The organism is Paenibacillus sp. NPDC056722 (genome assembly GCF_042790635.1).
Classification (GTDB): domain Bacteria; phylum Bacillota; class Bacilli; order Paenibacillales; family Paenibacillaceae; genus Paenibacillus_AQ; species Paenibacillus_AQ agri.
Genome location: NZ_JBHTYV010000005.1, coordinates 283,002 through 306,872 on the forward strand (window position 1 = coordinate 283,002; position 23,871 = coordinate 306,872).

19 protein-coding genes are annotated in these 23,871 nt (G+C 50.1%); 12 read left to right on the forward strand and 7 right to left on the reverse strand.

Annotated features, from left to right (window positions below):
- Positions 1–21 precede the first annotated feature (21 nt).
- On the forward strand, positions 22–1,878 hold the full coding sequence (locus ACFRAM_RS15230) for a flagellar assembly protein A (protein WP_379466549.1): 1,857 nt from the start codon (positions 22–24) through the stop codon (positions 1,876–1,878).
- Positions 1,879–1,954: 76 nt separating this feature from the next.
- On the opposite strand, the gene ACFRAM_RS15235 is transcribed toward ACFRAM_RS15230, so the two are convergent.
- Positions 1,955–2,839, reverse strand: coding sequence for a DMT family transporter (locus ACFRAM_RS15235; RefSeq protein ID WP_379466550.1), 885 nt, complete (start codon positions 2,837–2,839; stop codon positions 1,955–1,957).
- 104 nt (positions 2,840–2,943) lie between these two features.
- On the opposite strand from ACFRAM_RS15235, the gene ACFRAM_RS15240 reads away from it, so the two are divergent.
- Together ACFRAM_RS15240 and ACFRAM_RS15245 are read left to right on the forward strand one after the other, a co-directional pair.
- Entirely contained in the window at positions 2,944–3,825 is an 882-nt protein-coding gene (locus ACFRAM_RS15240; RefSeq protein ID WP_379466551.1) for a LysR family transcriptional regulator, read from the forward strand.
- Positions 3,826–3,830: 5 nt separating this feature from the next.
- Positions 3,831–4,805, forward strand: coding sequence for an aldo/keto reductase (locus ACFRAM_RS15245; RefSeq protein ID WP_379466552.1), 975 nt, complete (start codon positions 3,831–3,833; stop codon positions 4,803–4,805).
- 60 nt (positions 4,806–4,865) lie between these two features.
- Here the strand turns inward: ACFRAM_RS15245 and ACFRAM_RS15250 are convergent, their stop codons facing one another.
- Positions 4,866–6,047 carry an MFS transporter gene (locus tag ACFRAM_RS15250; protein WP_379466553.1) on the reverse strand — a complete coding sequence of 394 codons (1,182 nt, stop codon included), beginning with the start codon at positions 6,045–6,047 and terminating at the stop codon, positions 4,866–4,868.
- A 129-nt stretch (positions 6,048–6,176) separates the two neighbouring features.
- Here ACFRAM_RS15250 and ACFRAM_RS15255 point away from each other — a divergent pair, with 129 nt between their 5' ends.
- From ACFRAM_RS15255 to ACFRAM_RS15265, 3 genes are all read left to right on the forward strand, one after another.
- Complete coding sequence (locus ACFRAM_RS15255; RefSeq protein ID WP_175370810.1) at positions 6,177–7,100, forward strand: LysR substrate-binding domain-containing protein; 924 nt, start codon at positions 6,177–6,179, stop codon at positions 7,098–7,100.
- A 137-nt stretch (positions 7,101–7,237) separates the two neighbouring features.
- On the forward strand, positions 7,238–8,215 hold the full coding sequence (locus ACFRAM_RS15260) for a LacI family DNA-binding transcriptional regulator (RefSeq protein ID WP_379466554.1): 978 nt from the start codon (positions 7,238–7,240) through the stop codon (positions 8,213–8,215).
- Between the two features lie 51 nt (positions 8,216–8,266).
- The gene (locus ACFRAM_RS15265; protein ID WP_379466555.1) at positions 8,267–8,728 is read left to right on the forward strand and encodes a DinB family protein; all 462 of its coding nucleotides are present in this window, start codon (positions 8,267–8,269) and stop codon (positions 8,726–8,728) included.
- A 318-nt stretch (positions 8,729–9,046) separates the two neighbouring features.
- Here the strand turns inward: ACFRAM_RS15265 and ACFRAM_RS15270 are convergent, their stop codons facing one another.
- From ACFRAM_RS15270 to ACFRAM_RS15285, 4 genes are all read right to left on the reverse strand, one after another.
- The gene (locus tag ACFRAM_RS15270; RefSeq protein ID WP_379466556.1) at positions 9,047–10,138 is read right to left on the reverse strand and encodes a carbohydrate ABC transporter permease; all 1,092 of its coding nucleotides are present in this window, start codon (positions 10,136–10,138) and stop codon (positions 9,047–9,049) included.
- Entirely contained in the window at positions 10,138–11,220 is a 1,083-nt protein-coding gene (locus ACFRAM_RS15275) for a carbohydrate ABC transporter permease (protein ID WP_175370814.1), read from the reverse strand. Before ACFRAM_RS15275 ends, ACFRAM_RS15270 begins: the two co-directional genes overlap by 1 nt.
- A gap of 129 nt (positions 11,221–11,349) precedes the next feature.
- Positions 11,350–12,777, reverse strand: a complete 1,428-nt coding sequence (locus ACFRAM_RS15280; protein WP_379466557.1) for an ABC transporter substrate-binding protein — start codon at positions 12,775–12,777, stop codon at positions 11,350–11,352.
- Between the two features lie 329 nt (positions 12,778–13,106).
- Positions 13,107–14,111, reverse strand: a complete 1,005-nt coding sequence (locus ACFRAM_RS15285; RefSeq protein ID WP_175370816.1) for a LacI family DNA-binding transcriptional regulator — start codon at positions 14,109–14,111, stop codon at positions 13,107–13,109.
- Positions 14,112–14,572: 461 nt separating this feature from the next.
- Here ACFRAM_RS15285 and ACFRAM_RS15290 point away from each other — a divergent pair, with 461 nt between their 5' ends.
- The 6 genes from ACFRAM_RS15290 (at position 14,573) to ACFRAM_RS15315 (ending at position 23,106) form a co-directional block, all read left to right on the forward strand.
- Complete coding sequence (locus ACFRAM_RS15290; RefSeq protein ID WP_379466558.1) at positions 14,573–15,586, forward strand: LLM class flavin-dependent oxidoreductase; 1,014 nt, start codon at positions 14,573–14,575, stop codon at positions 15,584–15,586.
- Between the two features lie 407 nt (positions 15,587–15,993).
- Positions 15,994–17,289, forward strand: coding sequence for a hypothetical protein (locus tag ACFRAM_RS15295; RefSeq protein ID WP_379466559.1), 1,296 nt, complete (start codon positions 15,994–15,996; stop codon positions 17,287–17,289).
- Between the two features lie 31 nt (positions 17,290–17,320).
- A complete protein-coding gene (locus tag ACFRAM_RS15300) occupies positions 17,321–17,968 on the forward strand; it encodes a sortase (protein ID WP_379466560.1) in 648 nt (215 codons plus the stop codon).
- A 97-nt stretch (positions 17,969–18,065) separates the two neighbouring features.
- The gene (gene pepT, locus ACFRAM_RS15305; RefSeq protein ID WP_379466561.1) at positions 18,066–19,298 is read left to right on the forward strand and encodes a peptidase T; all 1,233 of its coding nucleotides are present in this window, start codon (positions 18,066–18,068) and stop codon (positions 19,296–19,298) included.
- Positions 19,299–19,610: 312 nt separating this feature from the next.
- The gene (locus tag ACFRAM_RS15310; protein WP_379466562.1) at positions 19,611–20,999 is read left to right on the forward strand and encodes an MATE family efflux transporter; all 1,389 of its coding nucleotides are present in this window, start codon (positions 19,611–19,613) and stop codon (positions 20,997–20,999) included.
- 175 nt (positions 21,000–21,174) lie between these two features.
- Entirely contained in the window at positions 21,175–23,106 is a 1,932-nt protein-coding gene (locus tag ACFRAM_RS15315) for a glycoside hydrolase family 30 beta sandwich domain-containing protein (protein WP_379466563.1), read from the forward strand.
- 188 nt (positions 23,107–23,294) lie between these two features.
- On the opposite strand, the gene ACFRAM_RS15320 is transcribed toward ACFRAM_RS15315, so the two are convergent.
- Complete coding sequence (locus tag ACFRAM_RS15320) at positions 23,295–23,573, reverse strand: hypothetical protein (RefSeq protein ID WP_175373374.1); 279 nt, start codon at positions 23,571–23,573, stop codon at positions 23,295–23,297.
- Positions 23,574–23,871: the final 298 nt, after the last annotated feature.

Genomic DNA, 23,871 nt, shown 5'->3' on the forward strand with positions numbered 1-23,871 from the left:
ACAAAGAAGCGAGGTAACAGAATGACGCACCGCCCTGATCGAAATGACGTAAAAGAACTTACCCGGCCTTTGCCGATAGATCCCTCTGAATCCATCTTGAATGATGCTACGCAATCTCTACCATCGGACGACACCAACAATAAGAATGGCATCATCATTATTCAAAACAATCAATTTTTCATCACCTCACCCTTATCTGGCGGCAAACCTGCTGTCGTCTCTCCCGTGTCTCCCGTAGTCCTTAGGAAGAACCGGCAGATCATTACTACCCCTACAGAAGTATTGTCATCCGACCGCCTGGAATGGGAGATTGAAGAATCAGCCCCGTACGAGATTACAGTCTCCGAAGACAAGCTGTCTGCCTTCCTTACCGTGCGGCGGGTAGAACAGTACGCTTGGCGCCTGAAGAACTGTGCAGCCACGAACAACATCGCTGTCAGTGCGGAGCAGGACAAGAAAGCCCTGCTGTCTACACTTCGCATCGAGCAGGTCCTGGCTGATTTTGATAAAAGATCCATCTCACAGAACCTCAATATTCCCGCAATCTACGAGGAATTGAACCGCCCCACCGGACGGCCAGTCCGTGTAGCGGAAGGCACTGCGCCCAAACCCGCGACCAATGCACGAATCGAAATTCCTTTCTCCGAGGAAGCCCTAACAGCCGAAATCTTTCATCGAAACGTGAGCGGACAGGAAGGGCAGAATTACCCGGACATCCCCGAAGTTCAGGAGGGTGACATCATAGCCATCAAGCATCCATCCATCGAAGGGGTACCCGGATATGATGTGTACGGACATCTGCTTCCTGCTACGCCACCTGAAGATATCCGGCTTACCGCCAAGGAACATACACAGCTTGTGTCTGGAGTGAAGGTCATGGCGCTTCGTACCGGAAGACCCCGCCTGACAGGAGTGAAGGGCTCTACCTTTGATATTGCTGCAGCGCACAGGGTCCTGGGGAATGTCAATGCTGAGACCGGGCATATCGTATTCGCGGGGGACGTTGCTGTTCACGGCGATGTGGAAGAGCAGATGATTATTGAAGCGATTGGAAATGTCTATATTTACGGAAGTGTGAAGAATGCGACCATCGTGGCAACCGGAAGTATTTGGATTATGGGCGATGTGACGGAGAGCAAGCTGTATTCGGGATATCATGGCGTATTCAACAACCGGCTCTATCATCTTTCCAAACAGATCATGGAGGAAGGCATTCTGCTACGGAAAGCGGCTAAGGTATTGTCCCAAAAGCTAGCCAACCGCCAGCAGCCTGTCAATTACGGCCAGGTCATTCAGCTTCTGCTCGATACCAAATATAAACGATTTGCGATTCTGATCCCCGAGCTTCTGAACGTTCTCTCCGATATCAAGCATACCTACCCACAGGATACGAAACAGTTGAAACGCTTGCTGGAGGTCTTTTTACAGCCAGATCAGTTTATCGGGTTGTTGAATGATGCGCTTGTGGAATCCTTCCTGAAGCTGCTTAAGGATATGTACAGGGGCATTGTTGTTATGCAGGAGACTAAAGTCCGGATTGATCTTCCCTATAGCGATAGCAGCATTATTCAATCTGGCGGCAACATCACCCTTTACGGAGAAGGTACCCGGAAAAGTGAGCTGCTGTCCGCTGGAGATATTGCCTACACAAGCAGAGATGCAGTCTGCGAAGACTCCAATCTGGAAGCGAAAGGTGCCATCACCGCGCAGACGGTTGGAGGAACAAGTGAAGACAAGTCCACCTTGAAGGCCGGAAAGAGACTTGTTCTACACAAAATGAGCGGTGGCACGATCAGTGTTGGCGGCTACTCCGAAGAGGTTACCGGGTCGCTGGAGAACGCCGTGATCACTCCACAGACGCTGCAGCGCCGACAATAAATTAAAAAGGAGGTCCCTCGCGGTATTACCAGCAAGGGCCTCCTTTTACTATTGAATGTACGGCGTCTGATCCTGCTCAGTTAGACGAAAGTTTGGCTGAATGCCCGAATTTCACATTCACTAGGACTATACTGCACACAATCAACAGCAGTCCGATCACCAGGTTAAGTGTGATTTGTTCTTTAAGGAAGATGACACTACTGCCAATCGAGATTAACGGAATCAGGAAGGTAAACGAACCCACCTTGCCTGCCTCCCCTTCATTAATAAGTTTAAAGTATACGACCCAGCCCATCGCGATCACAAAAATTGAAATAAACAAGGTATCAGCGATAAAAGCACCATTCCACACAATATCTCCCCACTGCTCGGTCACAGAACCCGAAAACGTCAGAATCAGTCCGCCAATCGTAATTTGCATAGCGGTCAACCATAACGTATCCACACGGTCAGATCTCAGCTTCATATAGATTGTACCAAATGCCCAGCTTAGCGCGCTGGCAAGGGCGAGGAAGATGCCCCAAGGGGAAATGCTGCCTGTAAATCCGCCGACACTCAGAGAAGCTACTCCAACAAAACCCAGTAGCAGTCCGGCGATTTTGAGCCCATACATGCTCTCCCCCAGCCATATCCAAGAGAAAATCCCTAGCAGAACTGGCTGCAAGAAGACAATCGAAGAGAACAGGCCGGCTGGCACATATTGCAGCCCAATGGTCTGAAAGCCATAGTAGAAGACAATGCTGAGAATGGCAGAAACCAGATAAACCGGCCATAACTGCTTAAAGCGCAGACTCTTCCATCTTGGCAGAGCGAGCAGAATGAGCAGCACGCCGCCGATCAGCGTTCGAATCCCTGCGAACAGCAAGGGTGGCGCGTAAGCTAGTGCGATCTTAGACAGGGGCCAGTTAACGCCCCAAACAATAACAAGAAATAAAAGCAGCAGTATATTTTTCTTCTGCATAGATGTCGGTTTCATCTCCTTGAATCGGCTTCATGTCAAATGATACAATAATCATACTCATAATAGAAATAAATATTAATCATAAGGGGCATATCAAAAAAGATATGAACAACAATCAAATCACCTTATTCGTCAAAATCGCCGAAAGCGGCAGTTTCACCAAAGCCGGACTGGAGCTAAACATGACCCAGCCCGCTGTCAGCCGGGCTATTTCAACACTGGAAGACGAACTGGATGTAAAGCTCCTGCTCCGTGACCGGCGCAATGGTCTGGCGCTTACCGATGTGGGAAAGCGCGTCCTTGTCCTCTTTCGTGAAATTCTGGCCGGCTTTGACAAGGTCAATCAGGAGATCGCTCTGGAGAAGGGCTTGGAGAAAGGCCGTATCCGCATTGGCGCTTTTCCTGTGGCTGCCGCTTATTTTTTCCCAAAAATTATCCGTTCAATCGCCTCTCAATATCCCGGTGTGGAGATTGAAATGTTTGAAGGCTCTGTCACTGAGGTTAAGGACTGGCTGGATTCCCGCTTTATTGATGTCGGATTAATCCTGCCTCCCATTGGAGAATTTGAGACTTTCCCCCTCTTCCGCGAGCAATTGTACGGCGTGGTGCAGGCGGACAACCCTCTTGGCAAGCACAAAATCATCTCGGTAAGTGATCTCCAGCAAGAACCGCTGCTGATCTGCAGAGCTGGCTATGAGCCGCCGATAGAGGACCTGTTCCGCCGCAGCGGCAGCACACTGAACCCCAAGTATGTGGTGAACAATTTCTCCACCGCATTGAACATGATACACGAGGGGCTGGCCGTCGGCATTATGTCCGATCTGTCGCTAATGTCCCTGCCTCCGGGCGTGGTCGTGCGCGAGCTGTCTCCGGATGCCTACCGCGACATCCATATCGCTGTCCAATCGCTTGAGAATTCATCAATTGCGGTGAAGCTTTTCATTGAGACGGCGCTACAGTTATTCACCAATAAAGAAACGGAGTGATGGCTATGAACTATTATCGGCTTGGAAATAGTGGACTACAGGTATCTGCGCTGGGATTGGGTACGAATGCCTTCGGCAAACGGGCAGACGAAGATACTTCCATCGGAATTATCCATGCAGCGCTGGATGGAGGGATCAACTTCATTGATACTGCCAACATCTACGCTGGTACAGAGTCGGAGCGGATTATTGGCTTGGCCTTGAAAGGCAGACGTCACCGTGCCGTACTGGCTACCAAGGCAGGGCTAATTCGCAGCGAAGGCCCGAATGGAAGCGGCTCTTCCCGTCATCATCTAATGCAAGAGCTCGAAGGCAGCTTGCGCCGCTTGAAGACGGATTATGTTGATCTGTATCAGATCCATACCTTTGATCCCCATACTCCGCTGGAAGAGACCTTGCGTACGCTGGACGACATGGTCTCCTCGGGCAAAGTCCGCTATATCGGTGCATCCAACTATGCAGCCTGGGAGTTGATGAAGGCCCTTGGTATCAGCGAAGCACACCGCTTCACCAGATACGTCTCCATTCAGTGTAGCTATTCGCTGGCTGACCGGACCCCAGAGAATGAGCTGCTGCCACTCTGCCTCGATCAAGGCATTGGCATTATTCCATACTTCCCGCTAGCTGGGGGAATCCTGACCGGTAAATATAAGACTGTCAGCGATGTCCCACAGGGCTCGCGGGTCCATACCGATCCAACCTTCTCCCGCTTTCTCAGCGAAGACCGGATCGCGCTCGGCGAGAAGGTAAGCCAGTTGGCGACAGAGCTGGACACTACGCCTACCGCCTTGTCTCTCGCCTGGCTGATGAATCAGCCTGCCGTCTCCAGCGTCATCGTAGGCGCTACCCGAGTAGATCAGCTGCAAGAGAATCTTAAAAGCACCACCCTGGCGCTTGATGAGGAGACGCTCCGCAAACTGGAAGAAGCCAGTAGCGCTTTCCGTTATGGTCAGCCATTCGCCTACTACCGTTTGCCTTAAGCGTTATAAAGCTAAAAAACAGCAAGTCCCTCATCTCGGGACTTGCTGTTTTCAATTTATTCAAGGACGCGTCGGCTCCGGATTACCCGTCACCGCTGCAACCGGGGATTTTGACCCTCTACCGATCCACAATTGCACACCGATCATCAGAACAATTACGATCATGAGCCCGATTAGAGCCAGCCGGAACTCACCCGTCCAGTCATAAATCCGGCCAATCAGAAGTGGACCAGCAGCACCTAGAATATAACCGCCGCCCTGATTCATGGCCGACCAGGAACTGACTTCCTCTGCCCGCTTAGCTTCAATAATCGGCAGCATCAACGCTAGCGGGAACAAACCTCCTGCCCCGATCCCCAGCAGGATTGCACTCAAGAATGGTGATACTGCGCTGATTAGTGTAATTATCCCAACCAGTTCGAACAAGCTGCATAGCACCAGCCAGAAAGTGCGCCGTTTATATTTAGCTACCAGAATCGGAATGATAATACTGACCGGGATCTGAATTAAGGTGAACAAGGTCAGCAGATTCCCTGCTTCATGTCTGGTATACCCCATCGAAGATACAATCGGGGCCAACCAGGCCGTCAGCGAATAGAAGATGCTGGCCATCATCCCGAAGAATACTGTTAACAGCCAGGCTCGTTTATTGGTCAGCGGCAGCGTAAAATCGGCGCTATTGTTGACCGGGATAGGCTTCGAAGCAACCTTCCACCAGACAAGAATGGCGGCAATCGCCAGAATTGCCCATATGGCCAATGATTTTTGCCATGAATTTCCGAGCAAGGTATACAGAGGGACAGATAATCCTGCGGCCAGTGAAGCCCCGAATACCAGCGAGGCCGAATACACACTGACCAGTGCGGAACCGCTGGGAAAATGAGCCTTGATAAAGCCTGACAAGAGCGGTCCGGCAATTCCGATCCCGATACCGGACAAGAAAGCTGTGAGAATCAGAACGCCGGAGGAGTTCGTTACTACCCGGGCCGCTGTAGCTGCACCAATTAGCACCATAGAGTACAGAATAGCCCGCTCCATGCCGATTTTTCGGCTGATTTTAACAGCCAAGGGTGCAAACACACCCATACATAATACAGGCAACGTGGTGAGCAGGCTAGCGGATAATCCGCTCATTCCTAGATCACCCTGGATGTTGCTTAGCAGCGGCGCCACAGAGGTGATGACCGGGCGCATATTTAAAGAGGCCAGAAACAACGCGGCCAGTAAAAGAACAATTGGCATGTGGATCATCTCCTTTTAATAGTAGTATCATTTCTGCTTCCTGAGTATACGACCCAGCATAAGAATTGTTCAATACTATTATTTATATTATTATCATAGAAAATAACTATGATTGATAAGGAGCAGTTCATGGAGACACGACATCTGCATTATTTTCTCGCACTTTGCGAAGAATTGCATTTCACCAGGGCCGCAGAACAGCTAGGCATCAGCCAACCCACCTTAAGCCAACAGATACGGGTGCTGGAGGGTGAATTGAATATGCCTCTTTTCGACCGTATTGGTAAAAAAATCGCGCTTACGGAAGCCGGAGTCTTGCTCAAAGCCTATGCCTCCCGGATGATCCAGGATGAGCAGAACGCCAAAAATGCCATCAATGAGCTTCGCTCCGACAGTCGCGGAACAATCAGGCTGGGTCTGCTTCCCTCTGACCTCGACTATCGCCTTACGCCACTTCTCGTACAATTTCACCAGGAATTTCCCAATATACGACTACAGGTGTACGCTACCACTCTAATTCGGCAAGAGGTGCTGGATAACAAGCTGGATATCGGAATTAGCCTCAAAGGACCAAGGGACCCCATGCTGGTCGAAGAGGATTTAGGCATTGAGCTGTACCAGCTGGTCATTCGCAAAGATCATCCTTATGCTGACCGCGAACATATTGAATTATCCGAGCTGCCTAATCTCCCTTTGGTGATGTATCCCAGAGGCTTGCTTGGGCGGGAACTTGTGGAGGACTGCTTCCGGGAAGCAGGACTGAAAATCACTCCCCTTATGGAGACCGGATCGGCCACCTCTGTACTTCAGTTGGTCAAAGCGGGGATTGGGGGCACGATCCAGCCTGCCAGTCTGCTCAATCATCTGGAGGATCGCAGCTTCTGCTCTATACCGATTATTAATCATCCGCCACAGCGTGAATTAAGGCTTATTTACCGGACGGATCGATTCATCAGTCATGCTACAGGCATTTTCATCGATCGGCTCAGAGACTTCCTGATAAGTGACCTTACCGGAGTGAAAACAGAACCGGGTCTGAGAAATAAGAACTAAAATATACAATGAGCCCCTTTCAAACAGCAGAGTAGCTTGGTTGTTATGAATAGTCAGGAAGGCCTTACGATTATAGACACAAAGGCCCCTCCAAGTTAGTATTAACATATATATAATGGAATCAGGAGATCAATGAAATGCCGACAATTAAAGATGTGGCACTGAAGGCCGGGGTTTCAGTGACAACCGTATCCCGAGTGCTGAACAACAGAGGTTATCTCAGTGAAGAACTGAAGAAAAAGGTCTACGATACCATGGAGGAGCTGAACTATCGTCCCAATGAACTGGCCCGTTCATTAAGCCGCTCCAAATCCAACATTATTGGCCTTATTATCCCCTTTGTCTCACACCCGTTTTTCGGTGAATTGACAAGCCACATTGAAGAGCATGCCTACCGGAACGGGTATAAGCTACTGCTCTGCAACTCCCAATTGGACAAACTCAAGGAGTTCGAATATATCGACATGCTGCGCTCCAGCCGCGTGGATGGCATTATTATGGGGAGCCATACACTGGAGGTAGAGGCGTACCGCCAGATTCACCTGCCGCTAGTCACCTTTGACCGGCAGATCTCACCGGAGATCCCCTACGTCTGTTCTGACAACTATCGGGGGGGAACACTGGCAACGGGCCTTCTGGCCGACAAAGGCTGCCGGAAGCTGGCCCACATCGGCGTTCATCCGCACCTTAATCTGTTGTCCCATCAGAGATATGTCGCCTTCCGGGACGTTGCGGAGCAGCGCGGAATATGGCATACCTCGCTGCACACAGATGTCAATGGCTTTAAACTGGAGGAATACGAAGCTCTACTGGAGCAATTATTCCTGGAACACCCGGATATCGACGGAATTTTTGCCAGCAGCGATATTCTGGCGGCGTATGCCCTCAAGGCTTGCCAGGACAGTGGCAGACGGGTTCCGGAGGATGTCCGCATCATCGGCTATGACGGCATAGCTCAGCGCAAGCTGCAAAACCCGCTGATTTCGACTATCCGGCAGCCGATTGAAGAGATTAGTAAACGCGCGGTCGAACTGATTATTGAACAGATGCAAGGCAAGGCTGTCGCCTCCGAGCATATCCTGCCGGTGGAGCTGGAGGAAGGCGCCACTACATAGACAGCGGGTCCGCTCCGGTGAGGCCGCTGTATGAATAAGGAGGTAACAACGATGACTTTGAACGCTGTTCCATGTATACAGGTGCTGCTGCAAGAAGTGCCGCAGGCCTTTCGAAGCCTCACTCATGCCGAGGCGCTAGAGCCACTTGCACCTGGCAAATGGTCTCGCCTGCAGATTCTGGGCCATCTGTGTGATTCAGCTATCAATAATGTATCGAGGTTCATCCAGATTTCGTACGAACCACAGCCCCTGCTACTCTTCCCTTATGAGCAAAATCATTGGGTAGCCGCGCAGCGTTACAGCCAGACCTCCGTGGAAGAGGTACTGAGTCTCTGGCTTAGCCTGAATCAGTCCATATTACGGGTAATCTCGGATCTGAAGCCTGCTCAGTTATCCTTGTCCTGTAAGCTGCCTAACGGGGACAACGTCACCTTCCAATGGTTGATCGAGGATTATCTGAGTCATATGGTGCACCATTTGAAACAAATATTCCCGGATATTGATTTCCTGTAACAATCAAAAGGCCCCCGTCACACTTCCACTAGGGAAGCAGGACAGGGGCCTTTTGATCTCTTATAGCGCTAACTTATCATCATATATAGATTGAACTTAGAATTCTTACACGGGGTTAGATCGTCATTGCGGAAAACGTTTGGACTTTCGGCCGCTGTTGTCTCCAGATTTCTTTTGATTGTACCGCTTTTCGCGGATAAAATCCGGAGACAAAGGCGGTCGCTTACGCTCCTTCAGTTCCAAACTTTCCCTCCATTCCGTCCCCCCTTAGTTTAAATTTTTTAGTTCAATCTATATAGTGTTATCTTATCACTGCGCTTATCCTTTTATCGATCCACCCATGAGACCTCTGACAAAATATTTTTGCAGCAGGAAAAAAATCGCCAGTGGCATCAGCATAGAGATGAATGCGGCCGAAGTAAGCAGATGCCAATCGTTGCCGCGCGAGCCGACAAGGTCGGCGATCTTCATGGACATGACCTGCACAGATGGCTGGCTGCCAATAAAGATCAACGACACCAGATAATCATTCCACACCCACAGGAACTGGAAGATGCCGATTGAAGCCAGAGCCGGAACAGACAATGGCAGAATCAATCTGCTGAAAATCGTAAAATGACTAGCCCCGTCCATAAAGGCTGACTCAAACAGGTCCTTAGGCAGCTGGCTAATAAAATTGTACATAAAGTAAGTCACCAGCGGCAATCCGAATGCAGTATGCGCCAGCCAGATTCCCAGATAGCTCCCATTCAGCCCAAGCGCGGTGTAATCCTTCAGCACCGGAATAAGTGCCACCTGAATTGGGATGACCAGCATGGCAATAATGGTGACGAACAGCGTCTTGCGTCCCGGGAACCTGAGCCAAGCGAAAGCGTAGGCGGCAAATGAGGCGATCAGCACCGGAATCACCGTGGCCGGCACGGCAATCGTGAGCGTATTCCAGAACGCCTGCGACAGACCAGAGCCTTTTTGCACCTTTTCACTACCATCGGCTTCTTTCAGCTTGTATTCTTTGCCGGATAGTACATTCTTGTAGTTCTCAAGCGTCAGATCTGGCGTAGTCTTCCACCCTTGCTCCTGGATGTTTAGAGTGCGTGCCCGGCGGTTCTCCCACATTAGGCGGTTACCATCTACCGTTACTCCTGCTTTTAACTGGTCATCTGTATACGTCTTACCCTTGACCTCGATCGGCTGGCGCAGGTCCACATCCTTGGAGAGTTGGATGCTTTCCCCTGCCCTCCATTCCTGATGAGGGAACACCTTCCACCAGCCGGTCTGCAAAATATCCGCCGCCGGTCGGAAGGAAGAGATGAAGAGGCCCAGCGTCGGCAGCAACCAGATGAAGCAGATGATGCCCAGAACGATGTTAACAGCCGTTTTGCTGCCTTTTCTCTTCTTGTTACCAACCATTAGAATCCCCCCTGCTTGCGGAACTGACGCAGATTAATGAAGATCACCGGCAGGACTGCTATCAGCAAAACAATTGCCAGCGTCGAGCCGTAGCCAAAATTCCGGTACATGAAGAACTGTCTGTAGAACTGCGTGGCTACCACTTCTGTATCGTATTGACCTCCCGTCATCACCATGACGACGTCAAATATTTTCAAAGTAAAGACTATAATGGTTGTCGTAACCGTCAGGATCGTGGTTGAGATGAAAGGAACAATGATACTGAAGAAAATTTTAATCTCACCCGCACCATCTACTCTCGCCGCCTCCAGAATATCTTCGGGAACCCCTTTGATCGCTGCTGAAAATATGACCATAGCAAACCCCGTCTGCATCCAGATCAGGATGATGATGAGGAAGAAATTGTTCCACGGCTGAATCATACTCGTCCATGCCTGCGGCTCACCGCCAAAATAAGTCACGATAGCATTCAACAACCCGATTTGTTCATCACCCGGCTGATAGTAGTAAACGAACTTCCAAATGACACCTGCAGCCACAAAAGATATCGCCATGGGCATAAAAATAATCGCTTTGGCGATTTTCTCGTAGCTGCTGCGGTCGGCGAGAATGGCTATCAGCAATCCCAACGCTACACAGGCCAGTGTTCCCACGAACACCCAGAGCAGATTGTTTCGCAGTGCCGTCGCCAGTAGACGGTCATTAAAAATTGCAGCATAGTTGCTAAGACCAACGAATTTCTCCGAAGAAGCATTGAAGAAGCTTAGGTAAAGCGTCCGCAGTGCAGGCAGCACCAGCAGCCAGCCCAGAATCAGCACCGCAGGTCCTACAAAAACATAGGGGAGCACCCTCCTGCGAATATGAGCGGGGTATCTCTCAACCGCCCAGGTCAATGTATAGTAAATCAGATAGACGCCCAACACCCCCCAAAGCACGGCAAGAACGGCGGTCACTAGTGGATTCAACGTTGAATCCCGGAAAAATAGAAAGATAAGTCCATTCACAACGATATTGGCCAGCAATACACCGAGGGATAACAACACCGCCGATACACTGATTCGTTGCTTTGCTTGTGCACCCATGTTTAGCTTCCTCCTATAAGTTCTGCTGAGCAAAACTCTCTTCGCAAGCAAGAAAAAGAGAGGCAGCTTACGGTGATGTGTCCTGCCTCTCTTCTTGTTGTCATACAGTCCTGTGACGATGTGTTCCGATTAGTTATTCCATCCCGACTGGATTTGCTCCAGTGCCTGATCCAGTGTAGCCGTGCCGCTCACATAATCGGTCATTCCTTTCCAGAAGGTGCCTGCACCCACTTTGCCCGGCATAAGGTCAGAGCCGTCGAAGCGCAGGGTTGACGCGTCCTGAACGAGCTTCGCCATGCGTCTGTCGGACTCGGAGCTGTACCAATCCAGGGAAGCATCATTCATCGGAGCAATCATACCGCCTGATTGAACCCAGCTCTTGACCGACTCACCTGTTGTGAAAAATTCCATTACGGCCCGGACTTCCGGACGATCGTTGAACATCGCGTATATGTCTCCGGCTACGAGAACCGGCTTGCCGTATTGAGGATCAATCGACGGCAGGTAGAACCAGTCGTAATCGACATCCACCTTGGCCGTTTCAGGGAAGAAGCTGGTGATGAAATTGCCTTGACGGTGGAACCAGGCTTTGGGCGGATTATCGAACATTGGTTTTGGCGCATCGCCAAACGCTGTAGTTACAATCGACTTCGTGCCGCCATAGACGTAGTCCTTGTTCATCCAGATCTGCGACATCACTTCCACAGCATGCTTCACCTCAGGAGAAGTAAACGGCAGCTCTCCTTTGACCCATTTGTCATAGTTCTCTGGGGAAGTGGTGCGGAGCATGATATCCTCCACCCAGTCTGTAGCCGCCCAACCGGTAGCCGCACCGCTCTCGATACCGATGGTCCAGGCAGGGTCACCGTCCTTGGCGATCTGCTCAGTGAGGGCCATCATCTCATCCCATGTCTCAGGCACCTTGTAGCCGGCTTCGTCAAATTGCTTCTTCGGATACCACACCAGGCTCTTCACGTTGCTGCGGTTCCAGATACCAGCCATAATCTGGCCGTCTTTGCCGTCCATTGTAGACATATCCAGCCAGCTCTTGTTGTAGTTGGTTTTCATCTTTTCCTGGTCCAGGACATTGGTCAGATCAATGACCTTCCCAGTTTTGGCGATGGCGGCAAGTAGCCCCGGCTGCGGGAAATCAGCGATATCAGGCGCGTTACCACCGTCTACCCGAATGTTGATCGTCGCTTCAAATTCTTTGGAGCCCTCATATTGGATATCGATACCGGTCTTCTCTTCAAACTCTTTGATACTATTCTCGAATTTCACCTGATCGGCATCGACAAATGGTCCAAACACGGTGACTTTGGTCCCTTTATATTCACCCTTCATCGCTAAATCCAGCGGTGATCCCGCCGCGGTGTCTGTACCTGAATTTGTTGAATTAGCCGCCTGATTATTAGTTTTTGCCGGAGGATCTGTTGATGCTGCTCCGTTATTACTGTTGCCGCCGCCACATGCACTTAACATCATAGCGAAGGACAAACAGACTACCAGAGGCAGAGTTACCTTGCGTGTTGAAGACTTTTTCATCATTGCATACATCCCCTTTTAGTTGTTTAGAGAACTTTCTGCTGTCAATCATGCCCGGTAGCCGAACGCCACCAGCTTTCCTGAATCACCTCCTTGCAAAGGTTTTCAAAATAGGGTTAGCACCGTACTCGAACAGTCAGATTATGCATTCGCTATTATAATAGCGCTTACAAACGGAGATCGCGTCATTATGAATTCGCTTACATAGTTTTATTTATTTAAAATTGCGAAATATAGTAGGGTGTAATTCATGGTGGGGTAGGAGAAGAGAATGCAATTCGTATAATTATAGTTATTTTGTGAAAAGCTTTTCAAAATGAACGGAAAAAGAATGCTGCCACTCATTTTTCCCTAGAGGATTCCCTCACGATCAGTCTGTGGTCCATTCTTTCTCGCAGAATAGCAACCGAACCAGTCACCAGCAGTTCATGCAGTTTCTCAGCGGCACGATATCCAAGTTCATAGATTGGCTGTGCGATGGTGGTCAATTTCGGAATGAACATACTAGACATTCTAAGGTTATCAAAGCCGACAACGGATACCTGGCCTGGGACATGAATATTCCGGTCTTTAAGATAGGAGATCGTACCCATCGCAAATTCATCAGCTACGCAGAAGACGGCGGTTAGCTCCGGATATGCCGTGAACAATTCATGTGCAGCCTCATAAGCATGCTCAAAACGATGATTGGCGTATCTGATTTTGCCGATATTCTGTTCAAGACCACATTCCGTCAAGGCCCTGATGAACCCTTCATAACGTGGTGGACCAGCGATGGAATTGTCATGGTTAAAGCCGATCATACCGATTTCCTTGTGGCCAAGCTCAATCAGGAATTTTACCGCATCATAGGCAGCCGCTTCGTCATCAACCTCAATAGAAGGAATTTCATAGTCGTAGGTGTGGGAGGATAAGAGTACAAAAGGAATACGGCAACCAACAAGCTTGTCGTAATACTCGGGGTAAAGAACGTCACTGGCGAACACGATGCCGTCCACCTGCTTCTCATGGAAGTTATCGATGTAGGACAACAAGCGTTCCTTGTCACGGTCTGTGTTGCAGATCATCAGACTGTAGCCTAGCTTAATACATGCATCCTGCATGCCCCGGATAATTCCTGCAAAATAGAGGTTCTCGATATCCGGTATTAACAGTCCTAACGTGAAGGATTTCTTGAAAATCAGACCACGCGCAAAAGCGTTGGGTTGGTACTGCAGCTTCTGTACTGCATCCATGACCCGTTTACGCTTGCTCTCCACCACAGAATCCGGGTAATTCATCACCCTGGATACGGTGCTGATGGATACTTCGGCCATCTTGGCCACATCTCTGATTGTTGGCTTCATTATGGATACTTCCTTTTTAGAAAACCTTTTCAAGGGGATTATAGCAAGGCTGTTTGAAATTGACAAGTGCATTTGTTAATCGCTTTCAAAATATGTTATTTAAGACGAACTTAAGATCCGAACGTAAAGCTCGGTCGTCACTACGGTGGAATGTTTGGACTTCCGGCCGTTGTTGTCTCCAGATTTTTTTGGATTATACCGCTATTCGCGGATAAAATCCGGAGACAAAGACGAGCGCTTCGCTCCTACAGATCCAAACTTCCCCCTCCGCTCCTTCTCGCTTTTTGTCATATTCTTTTGTTCATCTTATATATCTGGCGTCTCGTCGTGAAGACCCCGAATTTCAAAAAGCAATTAACTTACTTGAAGTGTGTAAATTATAATTAATCATGGTATAATGTCCTGTGTATCTCCGCACAGCATTGCAAATACTGTTATCAATAGTATGGGAGGGATTATACTTGAAAAAACTTCAGGACGTTCGTATCTCTGTGCTGGATCTGGCCCCGATTGTTGAGGGCGGCACAGCACGCGATTCTTTTCATAATTCACTCGACCTGGCTCGCCATGCCGAAGATTGGGGTTATCACCGTTATTGGCTGGCCGAGCATCATAATATGCCCGGTATTGCCAGCTCCGCGACATCGCTTGTGATCAGCCATGTGGCAGCGGGCACGAAGACGATCCGTGTCGGTTCAGGCGGCATCATGCTGCCCAACCACGCCCCTCTCACCATTGCCGAGCAATTCGGCACGCTGGAATCCTTATATCCAGGCCGTATTGATCTAGGCCTCGGCCGGGCACCAGGCTCGGATCAGCCCGCTTCCCGCGCATTGCGCCGGGGACTTGGCAGCGACGGGAGCGATTTTCCCGAGCAGCTTAGCGAGCTGCGGGCCTACTTCGATCCGAACGGCGCGGAGTTCCGCCCGGCAGGTGTGCGCGCCGTTCCTGGCGAAGGCCAGAACGTTCCGATCTGGCTGCTAGGCTCCAGCGGCTTCAGTGCCAGATTGGCTGGTCAATTGGGCCTGCCATTCGCCTTCGCCAGCCATTTTGCACCAGAATATCTGTTGCCTGCACTTCATCTGTATCGTAGCAGCTTCCGGCCGTCTGAAGTACTGGAGAAACCGCATGTTATGGTCGGTCTCGGAATTACAGCAGCAGATACCGTGCAGGAAGCCCGGCGGCTTGCTACCTCGCAGCAGCAGCAATTCCTGAATCTGATCCGCGGCCGTACCGGGAAGCTTCAACCTCCGGTTGACAGCATGGATGAGCTCTGGACCCCACACGAGAAAGCTATCCTTCTCGACAAAGGGAAATATTCCATTGCCGGAGACAAGTCTGCCATCAAGGAAAAACTGCAGCAGATTCTCGAAGAAACGGATGCGGATGAATGGATCATCGCTTCGCAGGTCTACGACCATTCCGCACGGCTGCATTCCTATGAGCTGGTGGCCGAGGCCATCAAAGAGAGCTAATACCACCAACAGATCCGTTCTTAATAAAATACACCTTAGTTGGTGTAATTGCTAAAAATAAAGAGATAACAAGAGGAATCACTCAATAATAGTATGTAATGATTTAAAAATGACCGATTTCAGGTATAACACTTGAAATTGGTCATTTTTCTTTATATCGCATTTTGATTATACTTTAGTTATTCGCTATAACGAACAATTGTGTTCATTATATCTTCTACTCTGTGCATCAAAGGATCACAGGTAGCGAGAACGGTTAATCCCGTTCATTATTAGTAGTTCTATAAAGAACTACTTTTCGACAAAGTATGAGGATATATGCGTTAAGTAACAGCGTATTTTGGCGGGTACCGACATAGTTTGTCTATGCACATGGCAAAGGGCCCCAAGTGAGAGGAGCGAAGACTGTGATCAAGAAATATCGCTCGGCCTTTATAGCTGCGTATGCCCTGATTATTCTGGCAGGTGTCATCTGGCATGCGGGTGGGGCAAGCGCGCAGGACACCATTAAACTTAAAGTGAATTCGCATACGACGAGCACAGCAACCATGAGCAATATGAAGCCTGGCGATCAGATGCGCTCTGACTACACGATTATTAATGAAGGTAACGAGGACTTTGATTATTATGTAGACTTTAAATTCAAGTCCGGGGACGTTGAATTGTACAAAATCCTGCAGATGACCCTTGAAAAAGGGGGAGTAATCCTTTATTCCGGGGTAATGAGCGAAGCACCCGGAAGAGTAGCGGTAGGATCGCTGGCCGGAGGCGGTCAGGAAGCCATCATCATGGATGTCACCTTCCCATGGGAGGCCGGCAACGAATACCAAGGGAAGCAGACTACGGTAGCTTTTGAATTCACCGCTTCGGGGACACCGGAGCCAACGGCTTCGCCGGAGCCGTCTACTGGGCCGAGTCCGACTCCATCTGCTACGGCCTCACCTGAACCTTCGGTAGAGCCTAGCACTGGGCCGACACCAACAGCTTCGCCGGAGCCGTCTACCGGACCGAGTCCGACTCCATCTGCTACGGCCTCACCTGAACCTTCGGTAGAGCCTAGTACTGGGCCGACACCAACAGCTTCGCCGGAGCCGTCTACTGGGCCGAGTCCGACTCCATCTGCTACGGCCTCGCCTGAACCTTCGGTAGAGCCTAGTACTGGGCCGACACCAACAGCTTCGCCGGAGCCGTCTACCGGACCGAGTCCGACTCCATCTGCTACGGCCTCGCCTGAACCTTCGGCAGGACCGAGCGCTGAACCGACGGCTTCAGCTACTAATCAGCCTACATCCGGACCGCCAACTCTGCCTACGGCTACAGCTTCGCCGGGTATACCAGGCGTCATTGTAACGCCTGGACCATCGGTCGCCCCAACGCCAACGGCAACGCCAGGGCCACGCGACATTATCATCACCGACGATGCGGTCCCATTGGGTGGCGGTGATCAGAGTGGCGGAACTGCGCCAGAAGTTTCTCCGGGTGCAGGCATTACTGCTGGCAGCACAGCAAAGCCAGCACCAACACCGACATCTTCGCCGGGTAATGATATCACCTTGGCCGATGATGAGCTGCCACTGGCTGCTCCCGACGCCGGAGATAAGCTCCCGGATACCGCGGAGCCTTGGTATAACCTGATTCTCATCAGCTTGGCTGTAGCTGTAATCAGTGTCATCGTTCTACGCAGGTTGAGATCGAAGGGGTAAACTGAATTTCCCTAAGTCTGGAGGAGAGAGTATGAAGAAGAAGCATTCCGGTACCGTCATTGCCGTGAAGCTGATCCTCATACTCTCTTTGTCTGTGCTGCTGTATGCTGTCGTGCAGGTGGTTAAAGCCCCTATAGAGGCCAGGCAAGCCCTGCAAGCCTGGGAGAAAAAGAGGGAGGAAGCTGTAAATTTCTCCCATATTGAAGAGCAACCCCTCCCCGCAGGGATGATAAACGTCCCTTCGACAGCACCCGGCTCCAAGCCGTCTTATATAGAGGGCGAGGTGGTCGGGGAGATTTTTTTCCCAACCTTGAATAAAAAAGTAGCCATCCTGGAAGGGACGGACAGTCCTCAGCTGAAAAAAGGAGCTGGCCACTACGCTGGCAGTGCGGCTATTGGCGCCGACGGCAACAGCGTGCTGGCTGGACATCGTGACACTGTATTCCGCAATCTCGGAGAGCTGGAAATCCATGATCCCATCGAGGTGGAGACCGCAAGTGGAAAATTCACGTACGAGATTACTGGAAGTGTGATTGTGGACAAGGACGAACGCGGGGCGATCAAATCCAGTGAACAGCCTATCCTCACACTGATTACATGTTATCCATTCTCTTTCGTTGGTTCGGCGCCTGACCGGTATCTGCTCACTGCCAGACTGGTGGAGAAGGAACCACTTTGATCTTTTTATAAGACGGCCTGAGGATGAGACCAGCGTTGGAACGTGATACTATAAAGAAAGAGGATTTGAAAATGTTGTATTGAGGAGCTGAGCCAAGTTGAAACAAGAAGTGATGACACGCTTTATTTCATATGCAGAAATAGATACACAATCTAATGAAGACAATGACACCTGTCCTTCCACGCCGGGTCAGATGGAGCTGGCTCACAAGCTGGTTGAAGAGCTGAAAGAGATTGGCATGCAGGAGGTGACGGTGGACGAGCATGGCTATGTGATGGCTACGCTGCCGTCGAATACAGACAAGGAAGTGCCGACCATCGGTTTTTTGGCCCACTTGGATACGGCAACGGATCTCACGGGAGCTAATGTAAAACCACAAGTGGTAGAGAATTATGACGGCAGCGATATTGTTCTGAACAAAGATCTCAATGTGGTCTTGTCCACAAAGAGTTTCCCCGAACTGGCTGAATACAAGGGACATACGCTGATCACCACAGACGGAACGACTCTGCTTGGTGCGGACGACAAGGCGGGAATCGCTGAGATTATGACGGCCATGAATTATCTGCTGCAGCATCCAGAGATTAAGCATGGAAAGATCAGAGTGGCTTTTACACCGGATGAGGAAATCGGTCGCGGACCGCATAAATTCGATGTGGCAGCTTTTAACGCTTCTTATGCATACACCATGGACGGCGGGCCGCTTGGGGAGCTGGAGTACGAGAGCTTCAATGCAGCTGCAGCCAAAATCACCGTGAACGGCGTGAACGTGCATCCCGGAACGGCCAAGGGTAAAATGATCCACTCCTCCAAAATCGCCATGGCGCTCCATCTCAGACTGCCTGCGGGTGAAGCCCCTGAGTTCACAGAAGGTTATGAAGGCTTCTACCACCTGATCTCCATTCAGGGATCGGCCGAGCAGAGCAAGCTGCACTATATTATCCGCGACTTTGACCGTCACCAGTTCGAGGCCCGCAAGGCGCATCTGACGTCCATTGTGGACGAGTTCAAGAGCATCTACGGGGATAAGAATGTGATTCTGGAGATCAAGGACCAATATTACAATATGCGTGAGAAAATCGAGCCCGTACGTCAGATCGTTGATATCGCGCATGAAGCGATGGTGAACCTCGATATTAAGCCGATCATCCGTCCGATCCGCGGCGGAACCGATGGCTCGCAGCTCTCCTACATGGGGCTGCCGACCCCCAATATCTTTGCCGGGGGAGAGAACTTCCACGGGAAGTTCGAGTACGTCTCCGCCGACAACATGGTGAAGGCGGTTCAGGTTATTGTAGAAATAGCCAAGCTATTCGAGCAAAAAGCATAGCATGGCTAAAAGCCGGGCAGAGGGAATTATCCTCTGCCCGGCTTTTTTAATGCCCGCTCATTTAAAACCATGCAAACGCCACTCGCCCGCTGCCGTTCTTTCCACATAAATACCTATATTTATAGCGGACAAATTCACCAGCGGGTATTATACCCAGTTTATCCAAGCAATTTTCATGAATTTTCGGAGAAAAGATGCTGCATTTTCAGAAAACCTGTGCTAATATTACACTTTGTTTGAAGGATAAAAAAACTATGTAGAACGAACTTACACGATATGCGTGTATAAATATATAAATTAAGAAGGTGCATCATGGAAAACAAAAATCATCAACAATTTAATCTAATGAAGCTGACCTGGCCGATCTTTCTGGAGCTCTTCCTGTTCATGCTCATGGGTAGTGTCGATACCTTTATGATCAGTACCGTCTCAGACGATGCTGTATCCGGGGTAGGCGCAGCCAATCAGATTATCGCCATTGCCATTCTGGTCCTTAGCGTGATCGGCAACGGCGCATCTATCGTCGTCTCCCAGTACCTCGGTTCCAAAAAACCGCGGGAAGCCGCAGAAGTGACCGGTAATGCCATTACCCTTAATCTGGCGGTGGGGCTAATCTTGAGCGCACTGCTGTTCGGATTGGGCAGACCTTTGCTGCATGCGCTTAATGTTCAGGGTGATATTTTCGACTACGCGCTCTCCTACATGAATATTGTTGGCGGACTGATCTTCTTTCAGGCGCTGATCAACGGACTGGCTGCCACCATTCGTACACATGGATTCACCAAGCAGACGATGGTGATTTCCCTGCTGATGAACATTTTCCACGTAATCGGCAACTATCTGCTGATTTACGGACATTTCGGTCTTCCTGCACTCGGCGTGGAAGGTGCCGCCATTTCGACGGTTGCGAGCCGTCTGATCTGTCTGGCCCTGTTCTTCTGGCTGCTCTACAGAATTATGGAAGTTCGGGTGAAATGGAGATATTACACGCACCTGTCCAAAAATTATGTGATGCAAATTCTCAAGATCGGCATTCCGTCTGCTTTTGAATCGATAATCTATCAAGCTTGTCAGCTTGTATTCACACTCTATATTACGTACTTGGGTTCGGAAGCCATGGCTACCCGCCAGTATGCACTCAACATCTCTAACTACATCTATCTATTCAGTGTAGCTGTATCCATGGGGACCTCCATTATTGTGGGTCATCTGGTGGGTGCAGGACGTAAAGAAGAAGCGTATAAACGTGTATTCTCCAGTGTAAAATGGGCCATGCTGGTCACCGTTATTATTGACGTTATCGTCATTTTATTCCGGGTACCGCTGTTTGGACTATTCACCAATAATGAGAGCATCATTATTATGGGTGCCCAGGTTATCCTGCTCAGCATCTTCCTGGAGACAGGACGCACAACCAACCTGGTGATCATCAACTCCCTGCGTGCTTCCGGTGATGCGAAGTTCCCTGTCTACATGGGTCTGATCTCCATGGTCTGCATGAGCTTACCGCTGGGTTATGTGCTCGTATTCAAACTTCACCTTGGTCTTGCCGGCGTGTGGATTGCCACAGCAGCAGACGAATGGTTAAGAGCGGTAATCATGTACTTCCGCTGGAAGAGCCGGGCTTGGGAAAAACACGCGCTGCTTGAACCGGATCGTCCGGAATCCTCCTCTGCTTCACCGATGGCAGCTGTACATTAATCTATATTCGAAAAAAGGGCAATTCTTCGCGTCATTCAGACGTCAAGAATTGCCCTTTTTATTTAATTTCTTAAAAAATGAGGACTATTTTCTAAATTTTAACACATACTTTTTCAGACAAGCTTCCTATTATAATGTAAGCGTTATCAACTATATTTAAAAAGGAGGAATTTTAATGATTCAGCACTCTCGCAAGCGTAGACAGAAGCAAGCCCGGCCCAGGCCGCTCTCCAAGCTGATGTTAGCTGCAACCGTACTGTTCACCTCTTTTGCCATACCGTTCCATCCCCCTTCCGCTCAAGCCGCACCAGGAGCTGCGCAGGTCTATTTCAGCTCCGAGTCAACCACAGGTTCACCGGGGAGCAGTATCTGGTACAATAACCCCGCCGCCGCCTCTGCCGGTATCCAGTACGCTACAAGCAAGCAAGCCGATATTCCCCTCACCAATCCCACAAACTCCACTGCCACAGCCATTACCGTAAATCCAGAGGTCCAGTACCAGAATATGCTGGGATTCGGCACATCGCTGGAAGAGTCTACTATTTATAACCTGTCTCTGATGTCCGCAGCCAAGCGGGATGAGGTACTCCGCAGATTGATTGATCCCGTGAACGGAGCGGGTATGAACCTTTTCCGGATCACCTTCGGAACCTCTGATTTTACCAGCCGGAATTTCTACACTTATGAGGATACCAGAGGCAGCTTCTCTATCCAGAAGGACATCGACTATAACATAGTCTCTACGGTGCAGCGCGCCATCGCCATCGGCAACGAGACCGGCAATCCGGTCAAAATTTTCGCCAGCTCCTGGACAGCTCCGGCCTGGATGAAGACCAACAACAGCCTGATTGGCGGCTATTTGAAACGGGAAAATACGAATGATCTGGCGGTCTACTACCGTCGCGCCATTCAGGAATACCAAAGCCGTGGCATCCCCATCTATGCGATGACCCTGCAGAATGAACCGCTGTATGCTGCGCCTGATTATCCCAGCATGCTGCTGACCTCTGCCAACGAACGGGAGCTGGCGATCGCCTTGAAATCCCAGCTCGACACCTACAGCATCTCCACCAAGCTATGGGCGTACGATCATAACTTCGGTGAGGTCTGGACACATCTTCCTGGTGTCTTGGACAACGCGGCAGCGAATGCGGCAATTGAAGGGGTGGCTTTCCATGACTACTCCGGCGATCCTACGGCCATGACAGCTGTGCGCAACACCTATCCGAGTAAATCCATGCAAATGACCGAACGCGCCGTGTGGGGCACGGGAGGAGCCGACAGGATGGCGCAGTATTTCCGCAACTGGTCCGGCTCTTACACTAACTGGGTCACAATGCTGGACCAGAATATCCAGCCTGAGAAATGGACAGGAACACCAGGGCCGACCATGCTCATCCAGAGCACGTCGAACCGCAATACGTATTGGGTAGCCCCAGAAGTCAATTTTATCGGTCAGTACGCCAAATTCGTGAAGCCAGGAGCCAAGCGAATAGACAGCAACTATGGCTCTGCAGCTACGGTCACCAATGTGGCTTTCCTCAATCCCGACAACAGCATCGTGACGGTCGTTATTAACCAGACCAGTTCCGCCAAGAGCTTCAAAATCCTCTCCGAAGGACAGCAGCTCCTGGGCACCCTCCCCGCCAAAACTGTAGGTACGTACATCTGGACCCGTGGCGGAGGTGGCGGCACCGGCAGTGTACCGATCGGTTCCACCATCGCACTCCAATCCATGGCGAACAATCTGTATGTATCAGCGGATAATGCAGGCGCAAGTCCACTGATTGCCAACCGGACGACGGTCGGCACATGGGAGAGATTCCAGGTGGCCGATGCAGGGGGCGGCTGGATCTCCCTGAGAGCACTGGCGAACAACAAATATGTGACAGCGGAGAACGGCGGCGCGGATAGCCTCATTGCGAGCAGAGACACCGTTCAAGGCTGGGAGCAGTTCCAATGGATTGACAATGGCGACGGCACCATCTCGCTACTATCGAATGCCAACAACCGGTACGTGACGGCTGATAACTTTGGTAATAGCGCACTGATTGCCAATCGCACAAGCATTGACGGCTGGGAGAAATTCAAATTCAGTATCCAATAACCCTGCAACTTGCGTACCCGAAAAAACAGGTAACAGCCCGCCCCTCCATCAGGGGCAGGCTGTTCTTGGACAATACCCGTCACACTTCTAAAATTAAGCAAGCATAAGTGCACGACTTATGCTTGCTTAATTCATAGAAACAGAGGACAATATTCAGGGTAGCCGCTGTACATCAATAAAACTGAAGTTTAATCGATGTATCCTGCCAGTCCCTTGTCCATAAGATAATCCATCTCGGCATCGAGAAGGGTCTCCACGGTTAGCTCGTCCAGCTTCACATCACGCTGAGCTGTGATATAATCCACTAGATCATCATTATCAATGTCTACCTCACCCTTAGCATTAGCTTGGGCTTTATTAATAAAGGTCTGCTCATGCTTCAGCACCAACCGGATCAATCCGGGATCCACTTTAGTCTTGGCGGACAACACCGCCACCAGTTCCTGCTCATTTACCTGTTCGCTCATTGATAGTCATCTCCTTACAAGACAAGTTGCTGCAAAGCCATTGTAACACAGTCTGCCCTGAGCTGGGAGATTTAACTTCCGCACAAACTGTGCGAAAGCGTTCAAATTCGGGAATTACCCGCATAAATATAGCCAAGAACCCTTGTTTTGCCTTGTATTTACTCCCATATACGTATAATTATTCACCCCTTTCTGCAAAAAAACGTGTCATCGAGAGTAAACTTTTTTCAAAAAACAGTTGTTAGCGGCGCGTTCTTATGCCAAAATAATAAAAAATATATCCCAGCGTGAAAGCAGT

Coding starts and splice junctions, on each gene's coding strand:
- ACFRAM_RS15315 (WP_379466563.1), top strand. CDS start 21,175: ATGATTCAGCACTCTCGCAAGCGTAGACAGAAGCAAGCCCGGCCCAGG.
- ACFRAM_RS15275 (WP_175370814.1), bottom strand. CDS start 11,220: ATGGGTGCACAAGCAAAGCAACGAATCAGTGTATCGGCGGTGTTGTTA.
- ACFRAM_RS15235 (WP_379466550.1), bottom strand. CDS start 2,839: ATGCAGAAGAAAAATATACTGCTGCTTTTATTTCTTGTTATTGTTTGG.
- ACFRAM_RS15310 (WP_379466562.1), top strand. CDS start 19,611: ATGGAAAACAAAAATCATCAACAATTTAATCTAATGAAGCTGACCTGG.
- ACFRAM_RS15250 (WP_379466553.1), bottom strand. CDS start 6,047: ATGCCAATTGTTCTTTTACTGGCCGCGTTGTTTCTGGCCTCTTTAAAT.
- ACFRAM_RS15255 (WP_175370810.1), top strand. CDS start 6,177: ATGGAGACACGACATCTGCATTATTTTCTCGCACTTTGCGAAGAATTG.
- ACFRAM_RS15280 (WP_379466557.1), bottom strand. CDS start 12,777: ATGTATGCAATGATGAAAAAGTCTTCAACACGCAAGGTAACTCTGCCT.
- ACFRAM_RS15320 (WP_175373374.1), bottom strand. CDS start 23,573: ATGAGCGAACAGGTAAATGAGCAGGAACTGGTGGCGGTGTTGTCCGCC.
- ACFRAM_RS15260 (WP_379466554.1), top strand. CDS start 7,238: ATGCCGACAATTAAAGATGTGGCACTGAAGGCCGGGGTTTCAGTGACA.
- ACFRAM_RS15270 (WP_379466556.1), bottom strand. CDS start 10,138: ATGGTTGGTAACAAGAAGAGAAAAGGCAGCAAAACGGCTGTTAACATC.
- ACFRAM_RS15265 (WP_379466555.1), top strand. CDS start 8,267: ATGACTTTGAACGCTGTTCCATGTATACAGGTGCTGCTGCAAGAAGTG.
- ACFRAM_RS15245 (WP_379466552.1), top strand. CDS start 3,831: ATGAACTATTATCGGCTTGGAAATAGTGGACTACAGGTATCTGCGCTG.
- ACFRAM_RS15300 (WP_379466560.1), top strand. CDS start 17,321: ATGAAGAAGAAGCATTCCGGTACCGTCATTGCCGTGAAGCTGATCCTC.
- ACFRAM_RS15230 (WP_379466549.1), top strand. CDS start 22: ATGACGCACCGCCCTGATCGAAATGACGTAAAAGAACTTACCCGGCCT.
- ACFRAM_RS15240 (WP_379466551.1), top strand. CDS start 2,944: ATGAACAACAATCAAATCACCTTATTCGTCAAAATCGCCGAAAGCGGC.
- ACFRAM_RS15285 (WP_175370816.1), bottom strand. CDS start 14,111: ATGAAGCCAACAATCAGAGATGTGGCCAAGATGGCCGAAGTATCCATC.